Annotated in this window: 12 protein-coding genes and 3 pseudogenes; 11 read left to right on the top strand and 4 right to left on the bottom strand. The window is 52.2% G+C overall.

All coding sequences use genetic code 11. The annotated features are described in order from the left end of the window. Window positions 1-3 precede the first annotated feature (3 nt). On the top strand, window positions 4-1,842 hold the full coding sequence (locus tag ASD32_RS04170) for a rhamnan synthesis F family protein (RefSeq protein WP_082546634.1): 1,839 nt from the start codon (window positions 4-6) through the stop codon (window positions 1,840-1,842). Window positions 1,843-2,246: 404 nt separating this feature from the next. On the opposite strand, the pseudogene ASD32_RS28860 reads toward ASD32_RS04170, so the two are convergent. Continuing rightward, window positions 2,247-2,809, bottom strand: a pseudogene (locus ASD32_RS28860) (integrase core domain-containing protein); the annotation flags it as partial. 123 nt (window positions 2,810-2,932) lie between these two features. Between ASD32_RS28860 and ASD32_RS04160 the strand changes: the two are divergent. After that, window positions 2,933-3,448 carry a hypothetical protein gene (locus ASD32_RS04160; protein ID WP_060636634.1) on the top strand — a complete coding sequence of 172 codons (516 nt, stop codon included), beginning with the start codon at window positions 2,933-2,935 and terminating at the stop codon, window positions 3,446-3,448. A 32-nt stretch (window positions 3,449-3,480) separates the two neighbouring features. Here the strand turns inward: ASD32_RS04160 and ASD32_RS04155 are convergent. Next, window positions 3,481-4,801: pseudogene (locus ASD32_RS04155) on the bottom strand (IS66 family transposase); the annotation flags it as partial. Here ASD32_RS04155 and ASD32_RS30580 point away from each other — a divergent pair. After that, on the top strand, window positions 4,800-5,099 hold the full coding sequence (locus ASD32_RS30580; RefSeq protein ID WP_244490096.1) for a hypothetical protein: 300 nt from the start codon (window positions 4,800-4,802) through the stop codon (window positions 5,097-5,099). The pseudogene ASD32_RS04155 and the gene ASD32_RS30580 overlap by 2 nt on opposite strands. Window positions 5,100-5,338: 239 nt before the next feature. On the opposite strand, the pseudogene ASD32_RS28855 reads toward ASD32_RS30580, so the two are convergent. After that, a pseudogene (locus tag ASD32_RS28855) lies at window positions 5,339-5,888 on the bottom strand (transposase); the annotation flags it as partial. A gap of 262 nt (window positions 5,889-6,150) precedes the next feature. Here ASD32_RS28855 and ASD32_RS04135 point away from each other — a divergent pair. From ASD32_RS04135 to ASD32_RS04120, 4 genes are all read left to right on the top strand, one after another. Beyond that, window positions 6,151-7,008, top strand: a complete 858-nt coding sequence (locus ASD32_RS04135) for a class I SAM-dependent methyltransferase (protein WP_060636632.1) — start codon at window positions 6,151-6,153, stop codon at window positions 7,006-7,008. Continuing rightward, window positions 7,005-7,823 carry a methyltransferase domain-containing protein gene (locus tag ASD32_RS04130; protein ID WP_060636631.1) on the top strand — a complete coding sequence of 273 codons (819 nt, stop codon included), beginning with the start codon at window positions 7,005-7,007 and terminating at the stop codon, window positions 7,821-7,823. Before ASD32_RS04135 ends, ASD32_RS04130 begins: the two co-directional genes overlap by 4 nt. Window positions 7,824-7,974: 151 nt before the next feature. Further along, window positions 7,975-8,520 carry a class I SAM-dependent methyltransferase gene (locus tag ASD32_RS04125; RefSeq protein ID WP_162252637.1) on the top strand — a complete coding sequence of 182 codons (546 nt, stop codon included), beginning with the start codon at window positions 7,975-7,977 and terminating at the stop codon, window positions 8,518-8,520. Then, on the top strand, window positions 8,517-10,289 hold the full coding sequence (locus tag ASD32_RS04120; RefSeq protein ID WP_060636629.1) for a glycosyltransferase: 1,773 nt from the start codon (window positions 8,517-8,519) through the stop codon (window positions 10,287-10,289). The genes ASD32_RS04125 and ASD32_RS04120 overlap by 4 nt, the downstream gene beginning before the upstream one ends. Window positions 10,290-10,433: 144 nt before the next feature. Here ASD32_RS04120 and ASD32_RS04115 read toward each other — a convergent pair whose 3' ends face one another. Next, the gene (locus ASD32_RS04115; RefSeq protein ID WP_060636628.1) at window positions 10,434-16,214 is read right to left on the bottom strand and encodes a glycosyltransferase; all 5,781 of its coding nucleotides are present in this window, start codon (window positions 16,212-16,214) and stop codon (window positions 10,434-10,436) included. A gap of 1,312 nt (window positions 16,215-17,526) precedes the next feature. Between ASD32_RS04115 and rfbC the strand changes: the two genes are divergently transcribed. The 4 genes from rfbC to rfbA are packed head-to-tail and all read left to right on the top strand — an operon-like array spanning window position 17,527 to window position 20,977. Next, window positions 17,527-18,084, top strand: coding sequence for a dTDP-4-dehydrorhamnose 3,5-epimerase (gene rfbC, locus ASD32_RS04110; RefSeq protein WP_060636907.1), 558 nt, complete (start codon window positions 17,527-17,529; stop codon window positions 18,082-18,084). A 39-nt stretch (window positions 18,085-18,123) separates the two neighbouring features. Continuing rightward, complete coding sequence (gene rfbB, locus ASD32_RS04105) at window positions 18,124-19,185, top strand: dTDP-glucose 4,6-dehydratase (protein WP_060636627.1); 1,062 nt, start codon at window positions 18,124-18,126, stop codon at window positions 19,183-19,185. Beyond that, window positions 19,185-20,075, top strand: coding sequence for a dTDP-4-dehydrorhamnose reductase (gene rfbD / locus ASD32_RS04100; RefSeq protein WP_060636626.1), 891 nt, complete (start codon window positions 19,185-19,187; stop codon window positions 20,073-20,075). The genes rfbB and rfbD overlap by 1 nt, the downstream gene beginning before the upstream one ends. Window positions 20,076-20,104: 29 nt before the next feature. After that, window positions 20,105-20,977 (top strand): glucose-1-phosphate thymidylyltransferase RfbA, encoded by an 873-nt coding sequence (rfbA, locus tag ASD32_RS04095; RefSeq protein ID WP_060636625.1) that lies wholly within the window; start codon window positions 20,105-20,107, stop codon window positions 20,975-20,977. The last annotated feature ends 172 nt before the right edge of the window (window positions 20,978-21,149 follow it).

Raw genomic sequence — 21,149 nt, 5'->3', positions numbered from 1 at the left:
TCAATGCCTGAAGTTCACGTCTACACGAGCTTTTCCTATGCCTATTTGTCGCGGGCGCGCATTCTTGCGCAGTCTCTGCGGAACGCCAATCCAGGTTGGAAAATATGGGCAATCATGGTTGATCGTCCACCAAAGGGCTTTTTGGAAACGGAGTGGGAAAAAGACTTCGACGTCATCCTAGATCCTGAGATCCTGTTTCCAGACTGGAAGGCTTTCGTTTTCAAACACGATATCGTAGAAGCATGCACGGCTGTGAAGGGTAGGGCGCTTCAGCATATCCTGGATTCCGGCGCTGAGAAGGTGATCTATCTCGATCCGGACATCGCTGTGTTCCACCCATTGGATCATATAGCCGAGAAGTTGGATACGGCATCTGTCATCTTGACGCCGCATCAAGTTGATCCGAACAGTTCGGCAGTCGACTTTATGGACAATGAACAAATCTCGCTGAAGTATGGCATATATAATCTCGGTTTTATCGCTGTGAAAAATGACGCGATCGGAAATGCCGTCGCTGCCTGGTGGAACGACTGCCTTTACCGGGCCTGCTACGACAGTATCGAAGACGGAATTTTCACTGACCAGAAATATTGTGATCTCATTCCCTGCCTGTTCGACAATGTCTATATCGAACGCCACCCGGGTTATAACGTCGCCAGTTGGAATATCAGCCAGCGAAACGTGAAAATCGGCCAGGACGGAAAAATCGCCGTCAATGACGACCTTTTGCGCTTTTATCATTTCACGAAGATCAATTCCGATGGCGAAGGCATGACCCGTCGCTTCGCCGCAGGAAATTATGCCGTCTTTGAAATATGGAACTGGTACAAGCGACGACTTCGTACGCTCGAAGTTCCTGGCATTCCCAACCGGTACTGGCACTACGGACAGCTAGAGGATGGAACACCTATCCCCAAGAGCATCCGGCTCTTTTTTAGGAATAACCTAAGCCTGATGAATTATGAAAACCCTTTTTCGGTTGGTCAAGGCTCTTTTGCGTCGAACTACCGCCTTAAAGGCCATCAGAAATTCGGCCGGGCGACACGAGTTCCGGCAGAACATAAGGTGGCTTGCGTCATCCATGCATTCTATCCCGAGCTTCTCGATGAAATGTTTTCTGAGCTTGCTAACTATAAAGGAAAGTTGAAGCTTTTCTTGACGACACCAGCCGACAAGGTAGGTCACGTTCAGACCGCTCTAAAGCGCTATAAGTTCGATGCCGAGGTAATCGTCACCGCTAATCATGGCCGTGATGTGCTTCCTTTCCTGACTGTTCTCAAAAAGATCGACCCGGAGGAATTCTCGCTGATCCTGAAGCTTCATACAAAACGGTCGAAGCATCTCGATAACGGTGAAAAATGGCGCCGGGAGCTTTTAGCCTGCTTCATTAAGCCTGATGAACTATCGGCAGCCGTGCGGATATTCAACGACCGGCCGGATGTTGGTATCCTAGGACCGGCAGGACATAACGTTTCCATGGAAGGCTACATGGGAAGCAATGAAACCCATTTGAATGCTCTAAAGGCACGGATGGGTGTCGGCGATCTGAAAATATCAAAGCTGGGCTTCATCGCCGGATCTATATTTATGGCCCGACCGGCGGCTTTGCAGGCTCTTAGCGATCTCAATCTGCAGTCAAGGGAATTCGAGCACGAAGCGTCGCAGACCGATGGAACCATTGCCCATGCAATTGAGCGGGCGTGGACATTTTCGGCCGCTGCCCGGCTGCTCAAAGTCGCGACCAAGCCTATCGATACCCGTGGCGGAAGTCTTCATATTGAGGAAGCCGCAGTCGCGTCCTACGATTTTGCACCACGAAGCCACGATATCGCAGCCGAGTAGATCATTCGGTCTCTCGATGCCCTTCATGTGCAGTTGTGTTGATGAGAGAACCCATTAGTAAAATCGGGCGCATCAACAACATGAAATCTTTGAAGTATTGGGGACGAGAATGGTAAGTCTTGGGATTCGGGAACCACCCCATTCAATTGTGTTGGGTTTTCGCCAAAGTATAAAAATTTCAACGTGTCTCAATCGCCTCGCTCAGATCTAACCGCGCTGTTGTCGTCCATATCGTCTGAAACTTGTTGAGAACGGCAATTTTTGAGGTTCTTAACGGCGATATTGCCTCACAAAAAGCAGGATGCGTTTTTCGACCCATTCCCCCCCAATTTTCGGGAGAGTTTTGGTTTTTCTGCTCTGATCCCAAACCTTGGATCGCCGGGGATTAGAGTTTTCGGGTTTTATCACGATGACAGGCTGGTGGCGCCGCCGGGATTATGTATCGCAATCGGGACGTGATGTCCGATTGCCGAGTGAGGACGATCCCCATTGTAGTATCGACGCCAAGTCTCCAACTTTTCGCGCAAGTCCGCAAGGGTCAGGAACCAGTGCGCGTTCAGGCATTCGGCCCGCAGCTTGCTGTTGAACGCTTCAATGAAGCCATTGTCGGTCGGTTTGCCTGGCCGCGAGATGTCAAGTGTGACCTTGTTGACATAGGCCCAAAGGTCCAGATCGCGGGAGATAAACTCGCTGCCATTATAGACACTGATCGTGTTGCGATAGCCGGTCTTCTTACAGACACGGTCCAGCGCCTGAACGACATCCTCGCCGCGATAGGCAATAGTGCGCCAGTGACCGGGCGGTAGCGCGAATGCGTGTCCACCACGGTCAGGATGCGCAGTTTCTTGCCGGTTGCGAACTGGTCGTGAACGAAGTCCATGGCCCAGATATCGTGCGGGCCAGCGGCGACCTGGCGGTCATCCCTTAGCTTTGCCTTCACCCGACGTTTTTGGTACTTGTTTGAAAGCGGTGCCCCGCTCACACCTTGACGACCAGTTGATATGATAATCAAGATTTCGATGTTGTTTTGGGTTGTCAGATATGCGCTATCACGTGACTTCAAAATTGGAGTTTGGGGTGATTTCTCAACATGAGTAGAAGATGGGTTCTGCGGCCGCTATCACTGCAGATCATCGGGACAGTGACGATATTCTCTCATGTCGATTCAATGGCGGCAGATCGCGTCGATCTCCCAGGTGGCTTTCGGTTGGGCAGTTCACTAAATGAAGCCAAGCGGCATGCTGCGGCCACTGGCTGGCAACTCGTCGCCATGCCACCGGAGCTATCGGGTCAATGGTTCGTAAAAGAGGCGAATATTGGTGTTTATGTCTGTGACGATGCCGTCGCAAGCGTGACCCAAAGCTCCGAGGGTGACCTAGACGGCTTCGCTCAGCTTGTCTTTGATTTGCAGATGAAGCGAGGTGAGCCCAAAATGCAGACGGCGTCATTCATGGCCGGAGCGACGCGCATCTCAAACATCGATGCACGGTTCGCGGAGGTGGACGGCGTGGGTGTCGCTGTACAACTCAGCAGCACGGCAGGCAGGCTTACAATATCCACAAATTACTTTTCTGACACGTGCGCCGATTCGCGACGTGAACGTTAAGGATCAAACGTAGTCTCTATTGTCGAGCTACATTATCTCCCTCGGTATTTCCACGGCAGCAACTCACCGATCCCGTTCTGCTTATGGCCCTTGACGATGGCGGTGAGCGTGCTCGTCAGATAGGCAAGCGGATCAACGCCGTTGAGTTTGCAGGTCTCAACAAGCGAGGCCATGGTCCCCCAATTCTCGGCCCCAGCGTCGTGGTTCGCAAAAAGTGCGTTCTTCCGGTTGAGAGCGATAGGCCGGATGGTCCGCTCGACGCTGTTGTTGTCGACCTCGATGCGCCCGTCGGTCAGGAACAGCTTCAAACCATCCGAGTATTTGGCGATGGAGGCCAAAGCCTCGCCGAGCGGGGACTTCGTTGCGACACGAGCACGGTGATGGACGAGCCAAGTCTGCATGTCGGCGATCAGCGGCGCTGATCGCCCTTGCCGGCCCGCAAGGCGAACCTCCGGATCAAGGCCGCGCAATTCGGCTTCGATTCGATACAGTTCACCAATCCGTTTGACGCCGTCCTCGGCAATAGTTGCTGTTCCATTGCGGGTGATCTCTATGAGCTTCCGGCGAGCGTGGGCCCAACAATAGGCAAGCCGAATGTCCGGACCGACACGGTCAGGTGCGATCAACCTGTTGTATCCGGCATAGCCGTCCACCTGCAGGATGCCGGAGAAGCCTTGCAATATCCGTTCGGCATGGAGCCGCCGCGACCGGGTGCATAGGTGAAGGCGACGCCGGGCGGAGCGCTACCGCCCCATGGTCGATCATCCCGTGCGAGCGCCCAGAAGTATCCGGTCTTGGTTTTGCGCGAGCCGGGATCAAGCACCGGAGCACGGGTCTCGTCCATAAAGAGCTTGGTCGAGCGCTTTAGGTCGGCAAGGCATCGAACACAGGCCGCAGTTCGTAGGCTGCGCGTCCGACCCAATCGGCGAGCGTGGAGCGGTCGAGATCGACGCCCTGGCGGTTCATCTGCGCCTGCCGATAGAGAGGCAAGTGATCGGCATATTTGGAGACCAGCACATGTGCGACTGTGGCTTCCGTCGGCTGGCCTGTCTGGACCAGCCGCGCTGGAGCCGGGGCCTGAACGATGCCGTCGGTGCAGGCACGGCACGCATATTTGGGGCGACGGGTGACAATCACAGGGAACTGTGCCGGAATCACATCCAACCGCTCGGAGACATCCTCGCCGATGCAATGCAAGCAACCGCCGCAGGCGCAGATCAGGCTTTCCGGATCGATCACCTCTTCCACACGGGGAAGATGCTGAGGACGGGAGCAGCGATTGCTCGCTCGTGTTTTTGAGACCTTGGTCCCGGCAGGAGCGTCTGCCTCATCCTCGGCATGGATCGCTGCCATGGCCCTTGCGGAAATTGACCGGTTTGGTCGCCACCATGATCCGCACGCGATTCGATGGAAAAATCATGTCGCCGCCGCCAAGGCGCGCGCGATAGCGGCGATCCGTGCCGCAGATGCCCCTTCCTCAAGACGGACCGTGACGAGGCCCACGATAATCTCGGCGCGAGAAATCTGCCTGGCGGCTGGCGGCTCCGGCGTGGGCATCTCGACAACCATGGCCGCGAATTCGACTGCATCTTCCGGCGCAGGCAAGACCAGCTTGCCCTGCCGCGCCAATGTTCGCCATGACTACAGGTGATTGGCCTTAATGCCAGGGCGCTCGCTACTTCGTTCACCATCACGCCCGGACGCAAACTTTCCGAAACGATTCGTGCCTTCACCTCGTCCGGCCATTGGCGATGAGCCTCATGACGGCTCCGCCCCTTCGTGAGAACCTCCAACGTAGTGTCCATGGAGAAACTCCTTGTCGCTCGTCCATGGACACTCGATCACAGATCAGGCGACAGCGGGCAATGTGGGGGCAGAACACCCGTTACGCTCGTTTGGCAACTGAACGCCTAATTCACTGTAAATCCTATGTGTCTTCTTCATGTTGATTTTCCATCCGTCGCGACACAAGTGGACATGGACGCGCCTATATCCATAGCGCACCCGCGCCTCGCAAATCTCCTTGATCCGTCTTTCCAGGGGGGCCTGCCCGGCATGGCGGAACTTGTAATGGTAGGTCGAGATGTCGAACTTGAGGACCTCGCAGGCCCGTCGGATCGATATGCCCCAAGCCACCAGCATCCCGCCGATCAGCTTCCGCTTGCGGGCAGGCCTCAGAGCTTTCGGCGGATGACGTCCTGGAGCATCTCCCGGTCCAGCGTCAGGTCCGCAACAATCTTCTTCAGATGGCCATTCTCGTCTTCCGAAGCCTTCAGCCGACGCATCTCATCGGGCAACAGACCGGCGTACTTCTTGCGCTAATTAAAATAGGTCGCCTGGCTGAACCCTGCCTTGCGGCAAATCTCCGCTACCGGCACGCCGTCGTCGCCCTGTTCAAAATGAACGCCTTTTGGGCGTCCGAAAAATTAGATGCTTTCATCACTTCTGCTCCTGTTCCCAGCCGGGAATCTCGCGCGGAAAACTCCAATCAAAAACGGTCCAGTTTTTGGGGATCAGGTCATTCTGGATGTCGCACCCCTAGTTTCTGATAAGCGAGGACATGACGGGGCGGTAGGATCTGGAATCCAAATCGGAAGCAGCTGGACGTCAACGACCCCAATCAGAGGACGCTCTGAAACGATGCATTGACCATCGCCAAGCCTCGAAGTAGAAATGGAAACCGTCAGAAAAGGGAGCACAAGATGTCAGACCCATTGCACACCGAATGGGCAAATACAGATAGGGGTGTGCCGAAATACGTCCTCAATGCTGAAATCCAAAGCGCTCCTTGTGACGCATCTTCGTTTCTCAAGTTAATGAACGAAGCATACGAGGCAATCCCGGAAAAATTCAGAAGTGAAGCTGTCATCTCTCTTGATGGAGACCTGCACGATAGGCCTGTGTTGAAGATGTTCTATCACGAGCAGGAAGCGCGAGGATCGCAATTGGAATTTAATGAGCTTGCAAGGCAACTGAAGGGCATCCCCCATACCACGCCAGAGAAAGGAAAGGTGCTTTACGACCTTATTTTGAACGGCCGCTACGAAAAATGCATAGAACTCGGATTCGCAAGTGGCGTCGGTTCAGTATACATGGCCAGCGCATTGGAAAGGAACGGCGTCGGACACCTGACGAGCGTCGATACGCACGAGGCCTACAAGCGCCAGCCGCTTGCAAGCGAAACTATAAAGAGATTTTCCCTCGAGCACCGCGTCGATCTCGTTTTCCATGAGATATCTTACACTTGGTTTCTCATGGATGCGCTGGAGAGAGGCATAACCTTCGACTTTTGCTTCCTGGACGGCGCCCATACCTGGGATGTCGATGGTATGGCATTCTCGCTTCTAGAGCGAGTATTGACTCCTGGCGGTCTGATCGTGTTCGACGACCTAGACTGGTGCTATGCGAATAGCCCTACAATGAGCAAGATTCCCGTACCGGAACGGATGCGTCAGACGCCTGCGGTTCGAAAGATTTTCGAACTTCTTGTAAAGCCTAACCCTCTGTTCTGCGATGTCTATGAAATCGAGGGCATGGGCGTTGCGAAGAAGCTGCCATGACTGTAACAGGATTCGAAATCAAACGTCTGGCCCGAGAGAAGCTCGACTTTGCGGATGACAGCCCCTTCTGGGGATATCTGAATACGCACGCTTCGCGCTTTGCTCGGCTGGTGAACGATATTAATGCACTAGGCTCCGTGAAAAGCATCCTCGATGTTGGCAGTGGTGCCTACATGCAGAGTATTCTTTCTGGTTTCTGCGACTTCGAGCTATATGATAGTCCACAGGGGGTGGATCTCGAGATCGATAACTGGGCCGTTCAATATCAAGATAAGTTTGATCTGGTTCTCTGCACCGAGGTCATCGAGCATATGGCGGCAGACTCTGCATATTTGGTCCATCAATGTGCCAAAAGCTTGAAGCTTAACGGTTTTCTGTATATGACGACCGTTAATATCGCGCGTAAGCTCAGTATTTATTCTCTTTTGCATGGAGAGACGCCATATTCAATGGGTGGACTTTTCGGCAAGAGAACGGATAGACATCAACGGGAATATGCGCCGCAGGAAACTGCCGATCTGGTTGCAGCACAGGGATTCGACGTTAGGTTTTCGACTGCCGATTGTTATGATGTGCCTCAATTCATCAGACAAAAGGAAGAGTGGGTCGATAAACGCGTTCCCGAGATAGACCCGCGTCTTCATCGAGATACTATCGTTGTCCTTGCGAAAAAGATCGAGGCCACATCCTCACCGGTTAGGACGTGGCCGGTATTCCATCACAGTGTCTCAAGCAATGCCGCATGGGTTGCGCCGCAGGCACGCCAGAATGCTGTATTAGACGACGGCTATGCGCAGTATTTTTCGAGAAAGTAATTCACCGACTACAACGAATGTGAGCGGTAGCTGTTTCGTTATGAAGCGTGACTCATATTCGAACTACTGAAAACACGGCGGCATATAGCAATTTGAACGCTCGAATGGAAACACTGTTCTGCAGTTTGGTATGCCAAGGGTGGTTACAAGCATGGCGATAGAACCGGCCTCAAAGTTGGACACCTTTTACGCGGTTGAAGACCCTTGGAATTATGACACCACGCCAGACGATTCCGTCCGGCTCGCCCGATTGCTGTCTGCCCTTCCAAACCGCACCTATGACCGAACGCTGGAGATCGGCTGCGGCAACGGCTTCGTCACCTTGAATTTACCTGGCAAAGAAGTAGTCGGTCTGGACATCAGCGAAATTGCTGTTGAATGGGCACGCAACAAGGCCGCAAAACGCTCAGATGCGGATCGCTTTCTATTCGATCAGTGTTCGCTTTTTGATCTGTCGTCGGAGCGATACGGGCAGTTTGATCTGGTCGTGATTTGCGGCGTTTTGTATCCGCAATATGTAGGCCGCGGCTTTTCTCTCGTCCAGATAGTGATTGATCGGTTGCTGCGGAAGCATGGCATACTGGCCAGCGTACATATCGACGACTGGTGCCCATGGAGGTTTCCATACACGCTGCTAAACGCCGACCTATCTCCTTATCGCCAGTATGTTCACCGGCTTGAAGTCATGGAAAAATGATCCTTCTTTATCATAAAGTTGATTTGGACGTGAAATCGCACTGGTATGTCAGTGCAGACCAGTTTGACCGTCAGATGGCTGCCTTGCAGAGCTACGACGTCGTTTACCTGGACAACTACGACCCCTCGAATCCCAGGCATGCGGTCATCACCTTCGATGGAATTTACGAGAGTGTAGGGCGCTACGCGGCGCCAATCTTGGAGAAGTGGGGCTATCCATATGAACTTTTTGTGATTGGAGACCACATTGGTGGTGACAACGCGTTCGACAAGGGAGAGCCGCTCGAGCGCTTTGCCACAATCGAAATGCTGAGCGACATGAGCCGCAGGGGTGCCCGTATCCAGTGGCATACCGCGAGCCATGGCCGACTTGACCACTTGGGAGAGCGCCTCGGCGAGGAACTCGACGTTCCGCAAACCCTGCGTGACGTGTTCGACACTTGCCACTTTCGTTGGTTTGCATATCCGCACGACATCGGCCGGAGTAGAGACCCCGACGGTATAATAGCGCGTGCTGTCGAGCAGCGTTTTGCTGGCGCCCTTGCCGTGGACGCGGGGTCTTCAACGGATAGGTACCGGTTTAATCGTCTAACTGTTCTTGAATCCACGCGCGTACCGGGGGCGTCGCGTATATCTATCATCATAGCTAACTATAATTACGGTCGTTACCTTGCGGAAAGCATTGACTCGGTGTTACGTCAAACACATCCGCCGGATGAAATTCTGGTCATCGACGACGCCTCTTCTGACGAAACACCGGGCGTTCTAACCGCATTTGCAAACCAGGTGAAAGTCGTTGTCAACGAAGTTAATCTCGGGATTGTAGAAAACTTTCGCAAGGCCGTTTCGCTGACGACGGGTGATTACGTAGGCTTCCTCGGCGCCGACAACCGCATGCGAAGCGACTACGTTGAACGCACAAGGGCCGCCCTGGACAACAACAGTGACGCTGCGGTGGCTTATACAGACATGACCATTTTTGGGCCGTTGGCTGAAATCTTGGCTGCCAAAGTCAAGGCCCCCAAATCGCCTACAGGCGAAACCTACCATTGGGAATTCCCCGACCCCACACCGGAAGTCGTGGAAGGAATCGACAAACGGAACTTCATTCACGGTTCGTCCCTATTTAGACGCAGTTGGTACGACCGTGTCGGTGGATATGAGAAGTCTTCCGATGCGGAAGACCACGACCTGTTCCGGCGTATGCTGAAGGCAGGGGCACGCTCCGTACGCGTTCCCCATCGCCTGATCGAATATCGGCAGCATTCCAACGAGCAGGCGAATACGGTCCTCAGCCTCCAACTTCGCATCAATGCGCTTGAGCGCACCAACCGCGAGCTTCGCGAGCATTTGGCCAAAATGGGCATTGTCTCGAAGTCTGTGAAGAATCAGTTTGAGCTCACAAAGATGGCGCCCAACGTCGTGGCGCGGCCGGCGACGAAACTCAACTGGACCGATGACGGTCTTCAAATAGAGGCGCTCAACAACGATCCCGGCATCGTCATTTTACTGCCGAACAATCGGGAGAAATGGCTCGGTGTTCGGGCCATCTACCGATTCGATCAGGCCGGCGTCGCGCAATTATACACGCGGACCGACGACGAAGAGGCATTCAGCGCAGATTCCCAAATCATCAAGCCCATTAAGCGCGGTTGGAATTTCCTCTCGCTATCAATTCAGCGGGAGGCTCCGATTTCAGCATTAAGGTTCGATATGTGCGATCGGCCGGGCAAGCTTTTGTTTCACGAACTGGTGGTGTTCAGCGTGTAAACAACTCGGCACGGCGGCGAAAACGCTTGTTCGCTGCCGCCGCCTTAAAGTTCTGTGAGATCAACTCAGCTTTCCTAACTTCGCTTCGCTCCAGCGATTTTTTCGGCGGCTTCCAGTACGCGCGAAACGCCGCCGAATGGTCGCTCAGTCGGAGGCCGACTGTCTGAAACTCCGGGTTTTGTTAACGCTCTTGCCGAATTCTCGCGCGAGGTCGATGCGTCCGGTAACGCCGGCCAATCCGTGCTGCAGGCCAAGCTCGATCGCGAAATTTGACAAATCAACCATATCGGACCGGTTAGCCCCTATCCGCTCTTTCCATATAGATGCCGTCTCCAAAAGACGCACATGTGTTTCTGCGATCACGTCAGCATGGAACTTGGCACAGAGGATGAGAGCATTACGGCAATAATAATAGAGGAATACCGGCGTCGGCGCTCCGCCGTCTTCGGAACGCTTATGATGGAGAAGCTCCGTTTCTGGGAAGACCTTCATTTGAATGCCAGCTTTGGCAGCCATGAGGCACCAGTCCGTCTCCTCGAAATATAGGAAATACTGCTCTGGTATAAGTCCGATTCGGTCTATGACTTCTTTCCTGAAGAAAATGCTTGCTCCAGTAATGTAATCGCATGATACAGGTACAGCTGGCATTTCCCCCGACCGCTTTCCTATATAACGGTGCTTACTTTCGAAGCCGTTTTTCCAGCTAATTTCACCGCCTCCAAACCAAATGATGTCTGGCCGATCGCCAAACAGGATTTTGGAGCCAAAAATCGCCGTGTCAGAGTTTGTATCGGCTAGAACGGTCATGCGCTGCAGAAAATCGACGGGCACGACCGTATCGGGATTTACGATCCACATGTAGTCGAAGTCGCGCTCTGTAATCAGCGCAAGGGCAACGTTGTTACCGCCAGCGTAGCCAAGGTTGTCGTCGCATTGGATAACTGTGCAGTCCGGAAACTTTTCGCTTAGGTAAGCGAACGATATTGCATTCAAGTCGTTGCTGACAATGTATATATGCGGTGGGGTTCCTGCCTGAGCTAATAGTGTATCAACGCAGCGAACCGTATCTCCGAGATCGTTGTAATGAAGCACGACGGCTGCAACGCGTGCGTGAGTGGAGGGTGCAGACGCATGCTTGATAAATGTGCGGCGTTTCTCAGTACCCACTTGCAGCGTGATTGCCGGGCTTATGGTCGTTGCCATGAAGCTACGCAGCAAAGTGGTTAGGGTTGCTGTCCAGTCGCACGCTTCCGCACTTGCAAGTGCGCCCGCTGCGAGTTCTTTTCGCGTTACAGGTGAAAGGTCCAGCGATTTCTGCAGGACGGCCTGCAAGCTAGCGACATCGCCGTTGCGGAAAAGCAAGCCATTGCTTCCGTCGGTTATCATTTCGGGAATGAGGCCGCCATCGGATGCGATCACCGGAACGCCAAATGACAAGGCCAGATAAACTGATCCCGAGGTTAAGACGCGGTCATAAGGAAGAACGGCGAAGTCGGCTGAACGCATATAGATTTGCAGGTCGTCATCGGCGACATGCTCTTCAACGAGCTGCATCCGCTTATCGAGGCGGATGCTTTCACGGAGACCGTTCATTGACATGTTGACGGGGCTGCCGACTATCAGGAGGCGTGCGTTGGGATTATTGATGGTCTGAAACGCTGAAACGAGATTTTCGATCCCTTTATAGGACCTGAGCTGCCCCAAGAAAAGAAAGACGACATTGTCTTCAGCCAGTCCGAGCCTGGAGCGGGCTGCGGTTTTGTCGATGAAGTCCGCATAGGTGCCGATATAATTTCCGTGGGCACCGAGTACGGTCTTTTCTACCGGAAGCTCGTAATGCTCTGCAGCGAAGGTCGGCACGCCTAGGGAATGAATGTGGATCGTCGAGGCCAGTTCAGCCAGCTTTTTGCAAAGTCTGACTTCAAGTTCGGGATGCCGCATTTCATGCGGCAATGTGTTGTGAATGGTCCACGCGAGATGACCGCCGGCGTTGATGAACGTTTCGAGCGATAAAACGAATTTCTCCAGCCGCATTTCGGCGACCTGGGGCGACTGCTCCACCCCAAGGATTGGAGACGTCCAGTGTAGGTGGAAGACAGTGGGTTTTCCCTTGCGTTTGATCTGGTTGTCGAGCGCTTTGGCGATATCCCCGAACTCCACATCGTAGCCGGGTGGCAAATCCTTGTAGAGTAATCGTTGATACGGATTTGTATTCCGGTAATCGGGGTAGATCACGAGATGCAGGCCGTAATTGGTCTCCACCTCGTCAAGCAACGAACTGAATGAGGTGGATGCCGACGGCCCGTCGATCTTTGTCCGATTGATTCCGTTGATTGTTTCAACAATTTTGGATGTGTGCTTGGCAATCGCGTCGCGGAGTACTCGTCCATCCTTAAACACGAAGTCACCAGAGTCGAGGCCGAACGCCCTTTCCCGCTCAGACTGACTCTCGAAAAGAAAAATCTTTGGCTTCGGTATGTGCTCTAGAGAACCGACTGCGTCACCCAGGATGAGCATGTCGAAGTCATCAACGGAGGTGATTGCACCTGTGGTGAGGTGAACAAGAACGTTGACCTGGTCAGGCATTAGCTCCAGTTTAGGTGCTGATTTCGCCGTAACCCACAGAACGATGTCGTCCCCGTTTCTCTCCACAGTTTTCCGACTCTTCGAAATACTTTCCATTCGAAGCCAGAACCCTTGTTCGCGCAGGCAATCAGCAATAATGCGGGCAATAATCTCACTTGCAATATCGTCTTGGTCGAACCGTACGTTCAGGCGAAGCTGACCGAAAACACGACCGAGTGATCGCGCGGCCTGCTCGGCGCGGCGAGCATAGGTGTGTTCGCTCAGTACCTTCTGGCGAAGCTTGTCTACTAGTGACAGGCGGGTCACGTCATCTGAAAGATAAAGGTTGAGAAGGTCGGTGAAGTTCTGCTTGCCCTCGTAGACCGGAAGGTCGCCGTTGAACACTTCATCGCTTCCGACCCGACCATTGCTGATCACCAGCACGCCGGCTGCCAGCGCATCGAACACCCGACTGTTGACCGAGCCCCATTCCTTTACAGTAGAGTTGCAATCATCGATAACTACCTTCACAGATCCATAAACCTTAGGCATGTCCAGGTAAGGAAGCGAACCGCGCCAATATTTGCTTAGCCGTGGAAATTCTCCCCAATTGTGACCGAAGAGGTTGAAGCTATATGGCAGCGCATCGGGGTCGAGTACGCAAACGATTTCACGCGGCGCTTTGAAGAAGCTGCCGGTGAAGCAATAATCTGATAGATATTCCTTGGTCATTTCCGAGTTCTGGAAGCGCTGGGCAGACGTAGCGATCCGGAACACTTCGACCGGCTTTTTCGTGTTGGCGCGGAACGCGGACGCCGATTTGTTCGAAGCGGCCCAGATGATATCGAAGTTGTCCAGCCACGGCAGGACAAGCCACCGGTCGAACCAGTTTCGTGCCCATGCAACCTTGAGAAGATTTGAATTGCTGCTGGTGATCTTGTTGGGGTCCCAGTCCTGCCGCATGGCGATGACGACATCGAAGTCCGCAAGATCATACCATCCTTGCGGCGGCACGTACGTGACGGACCATGACTTGAGTGCGGCCAATTCCTCGCCAAGTTCGAAAGCCGTGAAGAAATCTGCCTCTGGCGCAGCCATATCTGTCGTGCTGACGAGAAACGCCACCTTGAGCGCCTCAAATCGACTGAACCGCTCCCCTTCTAAAGCTTCTCGGCGAATCTGCTGCCGAATCCGCGCGCCAAACCGCGACTTCAGAAGATTTAGGTTGCTGGCATAGCGAAGGCGGGTGTGCTCGTCTTCATTTGTTCTGGTTGCCCCGCGATAGTGCAAGGCAACAATATTGTTCGCGCAAAGGATCGATTTTCCTAGTTGGCTGGTCACCTTAAGGCAGAGATCTACGTCTTCGTAACCGTAGAAATAGCGTTCTTCAAAACCCCCGACCGCAGCGAAGTCGCCCTTGCGCATCATCATTGCAGCGGCAGTTACTGCGGGGACTTTCCAGAGGGAATTCGATACGGCGAGAGTATCGGGATGTAGCGGCAACTCGTAGGCCCCGATTGTGTTCTCCACGCTTGATGCACCAAACTTAACGCCAAGATGCTGGATGAATCCCTCTGAGTGGAAGGCCTGTTCGTCATCATTTGGGGGGGAGCGTAGCTTTATGCCCACTACACCCACCGCTTCATCTCGAAGAAGCTTTACCATTTCCGACAGGATGCACTGTACCAGAATGATATCGTTGTTCAGGAATAGAAAATAGTCCCCGGTAAGGTTCGCTCCAAAATTGTTGGAGTGAGAAAACCCATAGTTGCGGCCTCTGTCGATAAAGTTAATGTTTAATCGATTTTGCCAATGCTCGGCAGTTTGCGCGCTAGCATCTGTCGAGCCGTGATCGATGACAGTAATGATGTAGTTAGGGTAGGCGTTGAAGGTATGAAACGACTTGAAAAGCGTATCGAGGTGATCGCTACCGTTCCGGTTTAGGACGATAACGTTGACAAGAGGCACCGCCTCGCCGATCTCCATCGCGGGTGCTGTGTATAGGTAACGCTGTAGTCCACTGTTTTCATTTTTAGTTCTAGACTTGGTCGCCGCGCGGAATTCGATTTGCTTTTTGCCAATGAGATGGCCGGTTTCTGCGAAGCTCGCTTCGACATTGACAATGCCTTCGAGGCCGAGCATCGGCGGGAAGCCGATATGGAAGCCATGGCGACCATCTGTGCCAAACGCCTTGGCCAGATCGGTTCTCGCCGAGTCGGCGATGACGCCACCGATTTTGCAACCCTCAATGGAAAGATTGACTCTAATCCGGCGTGCCGGATCGTCAATATCATAGGCCCAGCCAGCGACACCGTTTATCTTCACGTTGTCTATAAAGCCTTTCAGCCGGGGTTGAAGCGGCTTTCGCTCAAGCTCTTCTAAAGCGAGGGGTTTGACGTTGCCGGCCCATAATAGTGGCAGTTTGCTGTCCGCTATCTGGATAGACACATGATCGAGATCATCCTTGAACAATGTTTTGTTTAAGGAAATACTGAAGCCCTGAAAGCCCGTGATCGAACCAATACTGGTCAGATCTTCGCGAAAGATGTTGGCGGTACCTCTGCCGTACGACACACCATTGCAGAGGACTTCGACAACGACTGGCTGCGAAAGATTTGAGAACGATGCCGCCCACCCTGAAACGAGTTTGGCGCCGATCCTATCGACAAAGCCGATGCCGGTCTGCTTTCCATCAAATATTACTGCGGATTGGGCATCGACAGTACCGTCGAAGGCAAAGTTGATTTCATGAGCTCTGCCGTCCAGCAGTTCCGGTGGTAGAGTAAGGAGATAGCCGCTACTTCGTGACTGAGCATAGGGTCCGAATGAGGATTTTCGAGTTGTAGAAGCTGTAGTAAGAACTTTTCCGTTCTCGATTGCTTCCACTTTAAAGACGTGATCCGGTTTTTCGTCGTCAGTATACCATCCCTCGATATCGAGCCCGAAGTGGATGCGGGAGCCACCTTTGGAAGTAGACCGAACGAGATCGGAGATGCCCTTCACAGAGGAGGGCGCAGCAGTCTCCTGAACATCAGGCACAGTAAAAAAGACTTCACATGGGACGTTCGGAAATTTGAAGTCGGAATTTGGCACGACGACATCCACAAAATGCGAGCGACCGTCGAAAAGCTCGCGAGGCATTTCGAACTGAAACGCGTGATTGCCATTGCCTATGCCGGCTTCGGTAAGATCGTCGCGGTAGGTGCTGGCCGGCAACTCCGCCAAAACGACGTTGTCTACAATAATCTGAACTGTCAGGTTCGCATCTGTGTGCAGCGGTGAGTAAAGCCATCCTCCGATGTTGAATTGATCAAGCGAATCGATACTGCCTTTAATGCCGCTTAGCTGCGCGTCTATCATGCTGACTCCGACAAGAAATGCTTTTCAGACCATGTTCGCATTTTATCTGGTGAGCCGCTGATTGGTTGCCAGGCACCCATTAACCACCTGATTATCATGCAAAATCTATATTTTGATCATATGTGATAATCACTGTATATAGAATCCACTTACTAATGCAACAATTGTCGGAGGTTCGATCTGACGAGGCAGATCGCAAATTGATTATTTAGCGAAAACTGTTGATAAGCAATTGATAGCGAGCGCGGCGAACTTCAGAAATCCAGAAAAAGGCCGGGATACAAAACGCCTCAAACGCATAAGGCTGCTCCCACAATGACATCGATGAATACTCCGCCTCAATATCTGTCTTTTCCGAAAGCGGTGAATTTGTATCGCTGGCGATAACGGGAAATGTACGGTGCGATTAGGGATTTTATGACGTGAAGATTTTGCTGGAACCATCCCCTGCCGCTGGCGCGGCGGGCAAAGAACACATGCCAGATGCGATGCTGGGCGCTCACCTTGATCTACGACGGCGACTATCAGTCAGATGCTGCCGATCTCGGCAATGTGACGCTCGTGATCATTTTTAACTGAGGCGCGGTTTAAAAAGTAGCGTCTTGCTGGCTGATCGATGGCAGCGCACCTTTGGCACTGTAGACGCGCATTTGACGCTCCATCTCGACGGCGTTTGCTAACGTCTGTGCGGCGTGGCTCAGTGGCGTTGTCAAAAGTTTCGCGTTTCTGCGAGCGGAGTAACGCTGAGCGTGATGTACGGGTCATGGGCTATCGCAAGCTTGTTGCCCAGCCTAAACATCTCCCGAAAAAACCTCAAGCCATTAAAAATTAAAACAAATCCCGGTCATAATGGCAGACATTGTCGCCGGAGCAACTCGAGAGGAGTCAATAAGTTCGGTTCGAGGATTAACCCTATTGGCCAGTGTAGCAACATCACGCACTACTAAGCCACCCGTAGGAAGTGACCTTTCGAGCCACATGCTCACTGCCCGAGATCGGCCTATATCTTCGCTCCAATGCCACGTGCTTAGGCAGGAGGTGATATGGCCATTTATGACAAAGTCACCATCTTTGGACGAACGTCATGTTTACCTCGGTGCGCCGCCGCTACTCGACGGCCGCGAAGCTCACCATTCTTCAGGAGACATGTGGGACTGCAACCATGGTAGACATTGTTTCCGCTTAAAATGGCAACAAGCTGAGAGAAAAGACCATTGGGAGCGAACGGTGCGACGGAATGCAATTGCGCCGTGGGAAGGCTGTTGATAAGGAGATCGGACTTAGATCTGCCAAAGATTGCAAGGAAATGTTAATGCGATTTGAAAATTTGAAGCTGCCTGGCATTGTTTTAATAACGCCGTCAAAATTTGGCGATAACCGGGGCTACTTTTCCGAAACGTTTCGATCTGATCTTTTTATGGAGCATATAGGTCCTGTTGTCTTCGTTCAAGATAACCAATCGTTATCGGCGGAAGTTGGAACGATACGTGGGCTTCACTTCCAGTTGCAGCCGCGTGCGCAGGGTAAGTTGGTTAGGTGCGCAGGCGGTTCTATTCTTGACGTTGCGGTTGATATTCGAAAAGGGTCTCCAACCTTTGGCAAACACGTGAAAGTCGAATTGTCAGCCGAGAATGGTCAGCAGCTTTGGATCCCGGCGGGATTTGCACATGGTTTTTGCACGCTACAACCGAATAGTATTTTATCGTATAAAGTTACGGATTACTACAGTGCTGAATATGATCGCGGGCTTCTTTGGAACGATCCTGATATCGGCATCGAGTGGCCAGTGTCTTCCGACGAAGCGGTGCTTTCAACGAAAGACATCGCCCAGCCAGGCCTCTCTGATTTGGATACGAATTTCAGCTATTAAATTTGCGTGCCGGTCGGTGACCGCTCAGGAGAAGATTAAATGCGTGTTCTTGTTACCGGTGGTGCCGGCTTCATTGGTTCAGCCTTGGTTCGGCACTTGGTTGCGGTCAAGGGTTACGACGTTCTAACTGTTGATAAATTGACCTATGCCGGAAATCTCGCTTCACTATCTTCGATTGAAAGTAATCCGCTTCATCGGTTTTTGAAAGCAGACATCTGCGACCGATCTGCAATGCAGGCGGCATTCGAGAGCTTCAAACCGGATCGCGTTATGCATTTGGCTGCGGAAAGCCATGTCGATCGCTCTATCACAGGAGCCCGCGATTTCGTTGAGACAAATGTACTGGGGACTTTCACAATGCTGGAGGCGTCGCGACAGTACTGGCATAATCTTCCCGCCGAGCGCAAGAATGCGTTTAGATTCCTGCATGTTTCAACCGATGAAGTTTATGGATCTCTGGGTGACACAGGTCTCTTCACTGAAATGACTCCATATGATCCTTCTTCGCCCTACTCAGCATCTAAGGCCGCGTCTGATCATCTTGCGAAAGCATGGGAACGCACTTACGGAATGCCCATAATTGTCTCAAATTGCTCAAATAATTATGGGCCATATCACTTTCCAGAAAAACTAATTCCGCTTACAATACTAAACGCTCTTCAAGGCAGGACGTTGCCGGTTTACGGCAATGGCGCAAATATTCGTGACTGGCTTTATGTTGAGGATCATGCTCGAGCCCTTGATCTGATTGCCCAACGCGGTCGCATTGGCGAGACCTATAATGTCGGTGGGCGCAATGAAAAACGGAACATCGACGTAGTGTTGCGAATTGTTTCACTCATTGATATTGCGCGACCAGAAAATCGTCCCCACGAAAAGCTGATTACTCACGTTACGGATCGGCCAGGGCACGATGCGCGTTATGCAATTGACGCCACTAAACTAGAAGCTGAACTGGGATGGAAGGCACAAGAAAACTTCGATTCTGGCATCGAAAAAACTGTGGCGTGGTACATTGCTAATGAGTGGTGGTGGGCTCCTCTTCGAAAAGAGTATGATGGCAGCCGCTTAGGCTTACCTAAATTTCCCGGAGACAATTGATGTTGCGCCGCTACGTCGTAACGGGACGAGAGGGGCAAGTTGTAAGTGCCCTGCTTGAGAGAGCAAAGCATTGGCCTGAGATTGAAGTTTTACCACTGGGCCGCCCTCTTTTGGACCTTTCGTCGCATCAAACCATCAACAAAGCAATTAGTGCCGCGAAGCCAGATATAATTATTTCAGTTGCAGCCTATACTGCAGTTGACCAGGCGGAAACGGATGAAGCAGTAGCTTTTTCCGTTAACGCGGACGCTGTTGGTCATATCGGTGAAGTTGCAGCGGATTTGGGGGTGCCCGTCGTCCATATTTCAACTGACTATGTGTTCGATGGAGAGAAAAATGCACCCTATAACGAGGATGACCCTGTCCGGCCGCTTGGGGTTTACGGCCGCTCGAAGCTTGAAGGTGAGAAATTACTGGCTGGCGCGACCTCCAACTATGCTATCCTGCGAACGGCTTGGGTTTATAGTCCCTTTGGAAAGAATTTTGTAAGAACTATGCTGCGCCTTGCAGAAACGCGTGACACAATCGGGGTTGTTGCTGATCAATATGGCAACCCGACCTCCGCTTTGGAGATTGCTGACGGGGTGCTTAAAGTAGCCGACAATCTCCTTTCATCTAACGACGAAATCCTTCGAGGCACTTTTCACATGAGTGGTAGCGGTGACGCAAGCTGGGCCGATTTTGCCCATACGATCTTTCAGTTGTCTGGAGAAGTCGGTGGACCATTAGCGGCTGTAAACTCTATTACAACTGCAGAATATCCAACACCCGCCCGCCGCCCGATGAACTCTCGTTTAGATTGTGACAAACTGTATAATGTTCACGGTGTTCGCCTTCCGCATTGGAAGATGTCTGCGGCAGAGGTCGTCTCAAAAATTTTGAACTCCTAATTCAGCTCTTATTACTCAAGGAATACCCGATGAAAGGCATTATCCTCGCAGGCGGAAGCGGCACGCGATTACATCCGATGACGCTGGTTACGTCTAAGCAACTGATACCGGTATACGACAAGCCTATGATTTATTACCCGCTTTCAACGCTCATGCTGGCAGGAATACGAGAAATTCTCATCATTTCAACGCCCCATGACCTACCTCACTTTCAGCGCTTGCTTGGCGATGGCTCGGCGTGGGGGCTCTCTCTCTCCTACGCAGAACAACCATCACCCGATGGTCTTGCCCAAGCCTACATCATAGGGGCTGAATTTATCGGTTCAGATTCGTCATGCCTGATCTTGGGTGACAACATTTTCTACGGCCACGGCATTACTAAGCTATTTGAAAATGCATCTAATCGGTCTGACGGAGCAACGGTTTTCGCCTACCACGTTAACGATCCCGAGAGATATGGTGTAGTTGAATTTGACAGCGATATGTCAGCAATTTCATTGGAAGAGAAACCTGAAAATCCAAAATCCAATTGGGCTGTAACAGGCCTTTATTTTTACGACAAGGAGGTTGTCAATATCGCGGCGAATCTCAGTCCGTCATCCCGTGGAGAATTGGAAATTACCGACGTGAACAAGGTCTATCTTGAGAAAGGCAAGCTTAGTGTTGAGCTAATGGGTCGTGGATATGCATGGCTCGACACCGGCACGCCGGAAAGTTTGCTCGATGCTGGTGAATTTGTATCGACCCTGCAAAAACGACAGGGCATCAAGATAAATTGCCCTGAAGAGATCGCTTTCAGTAAGGGCTTTATTGAGAGAGCCCAGCTCGAAATTCTCGCCAATAAATTCGGTAAAAGCGAATATGGTAAATATCTAAAGTTGGTTGCGGCTGGCGCAATTTAAGCGATTACAGCTGATCCGCTGGAGTGCGACCGCGCATGTTGGCCACAACAACAAATCCTCATAGCGTTAACGGCGAGTTGTTTCGATCAACAAACGTTTGGAAAAAACTTGTTCCGCTTCTCAAGGGTGCCAAACTTGAGCTCTTCAATTTTAACATCGATGGGTGTTGCAG

Origin of the sequence: Rhizobium sp. Root483D2 (assembly GCF_001426685.1) — a bacterium.
Taxonomy (GTDB): domain Bacteria; phylum Pseudomonadota; class Alphaproteobacteria; order Rhizobiales; family Rhizobiaceae; genus Pararhizobium; species Pararhizobium qamdonense.
The sequence above is the reverse complement of the archived record's forward strand: the minus strand, read 5'-3'. Positions and strand labels throughout refer to the sequence as shown.

Bases quoted from the DNA above. Each gene is read 5' to 3' on its own strand.
- rfbB (WP_060636627.1), top strand. From the start codon at position 18,124: ATGCGTGTTCTTGTTACCGGTGGTGCCGGCTTCATTGGTTCAGCCTTG.
- rfbA (WP_060636625.1), top strand. From the start codon at position 20,105: ATGAAAGGCATTATCCTCGCAGGCGGAAGCGGCACGCGATTACATCCG.
- rfbD (WP_060636626.1), top strand. From the start codon at position 19,185: ATGTTGCGCCGCTACGTCGTAACGGGACGAGAGGGGCAAGTTGTAAGT.
- ASD32_RS04135 (WP_060636632.1), top strand. From the start codon at position 6,151: ATGTCAGACCCATTGCACACCGAATGGGCAAATACAGATAGGGGTGTG.
- ASD32_RS04125 (WP_162252637.1), top strand. From the start codon at position 7,975: ATGGCGATAGAACCGGCCTCAAAGTTGGACACCTTTTACGCGGTTGAA.
- rfbC (WP_060636907.1), top strand. From the start codon at position 17,527: ATGCGATTTGAAAATTTGAAGCTGCCTGGCATTGTTTTAATAACGCCG.
- ASD32_RS04130 (WP_060636631.1), top strand. From the start codon at position 7,005: ATGACTGTAACAGGATTCGAAATCAAACGTCTGGCCCGAGAGAAGCTC.
- ASD32_RS04160 (WP_060636634.1), top strand. From the start codon at position 2,933: ATGAGTAGAAGATGGGTTCTGCGGCCGCTATCACTGCAGATCATCGGG.
- ASD32_RS04120 (WP_060636629.1), top strand. From the start codon at position 8,517: ATGATCCTTCTTTATCATAAAGTTGATTTGGACGTGAAATCGCACTGG.
- ASD32_RS30580 (WP_244490096.1), top strand. From the start codon at position 4,800: ATGGCCCTTGCGGAAATTGACCGGTTTGGTCGCCACCATGATCCGCAC.
- ASD32_RS04170 (WP_082546634.1), top strand. From the start codon at position 4: ATGCCTGAAGTTCACGTCTACACGAGCTTTTCCTATGCCTATTTGTCG.
- ASD32_RS04115 (WP_060636628.1), bottom strand. From the start codon at position 16,214: ATGATAGACGCGCAGCTAAGCGGCATTAAAGGCAGTATCGATTCGCTT.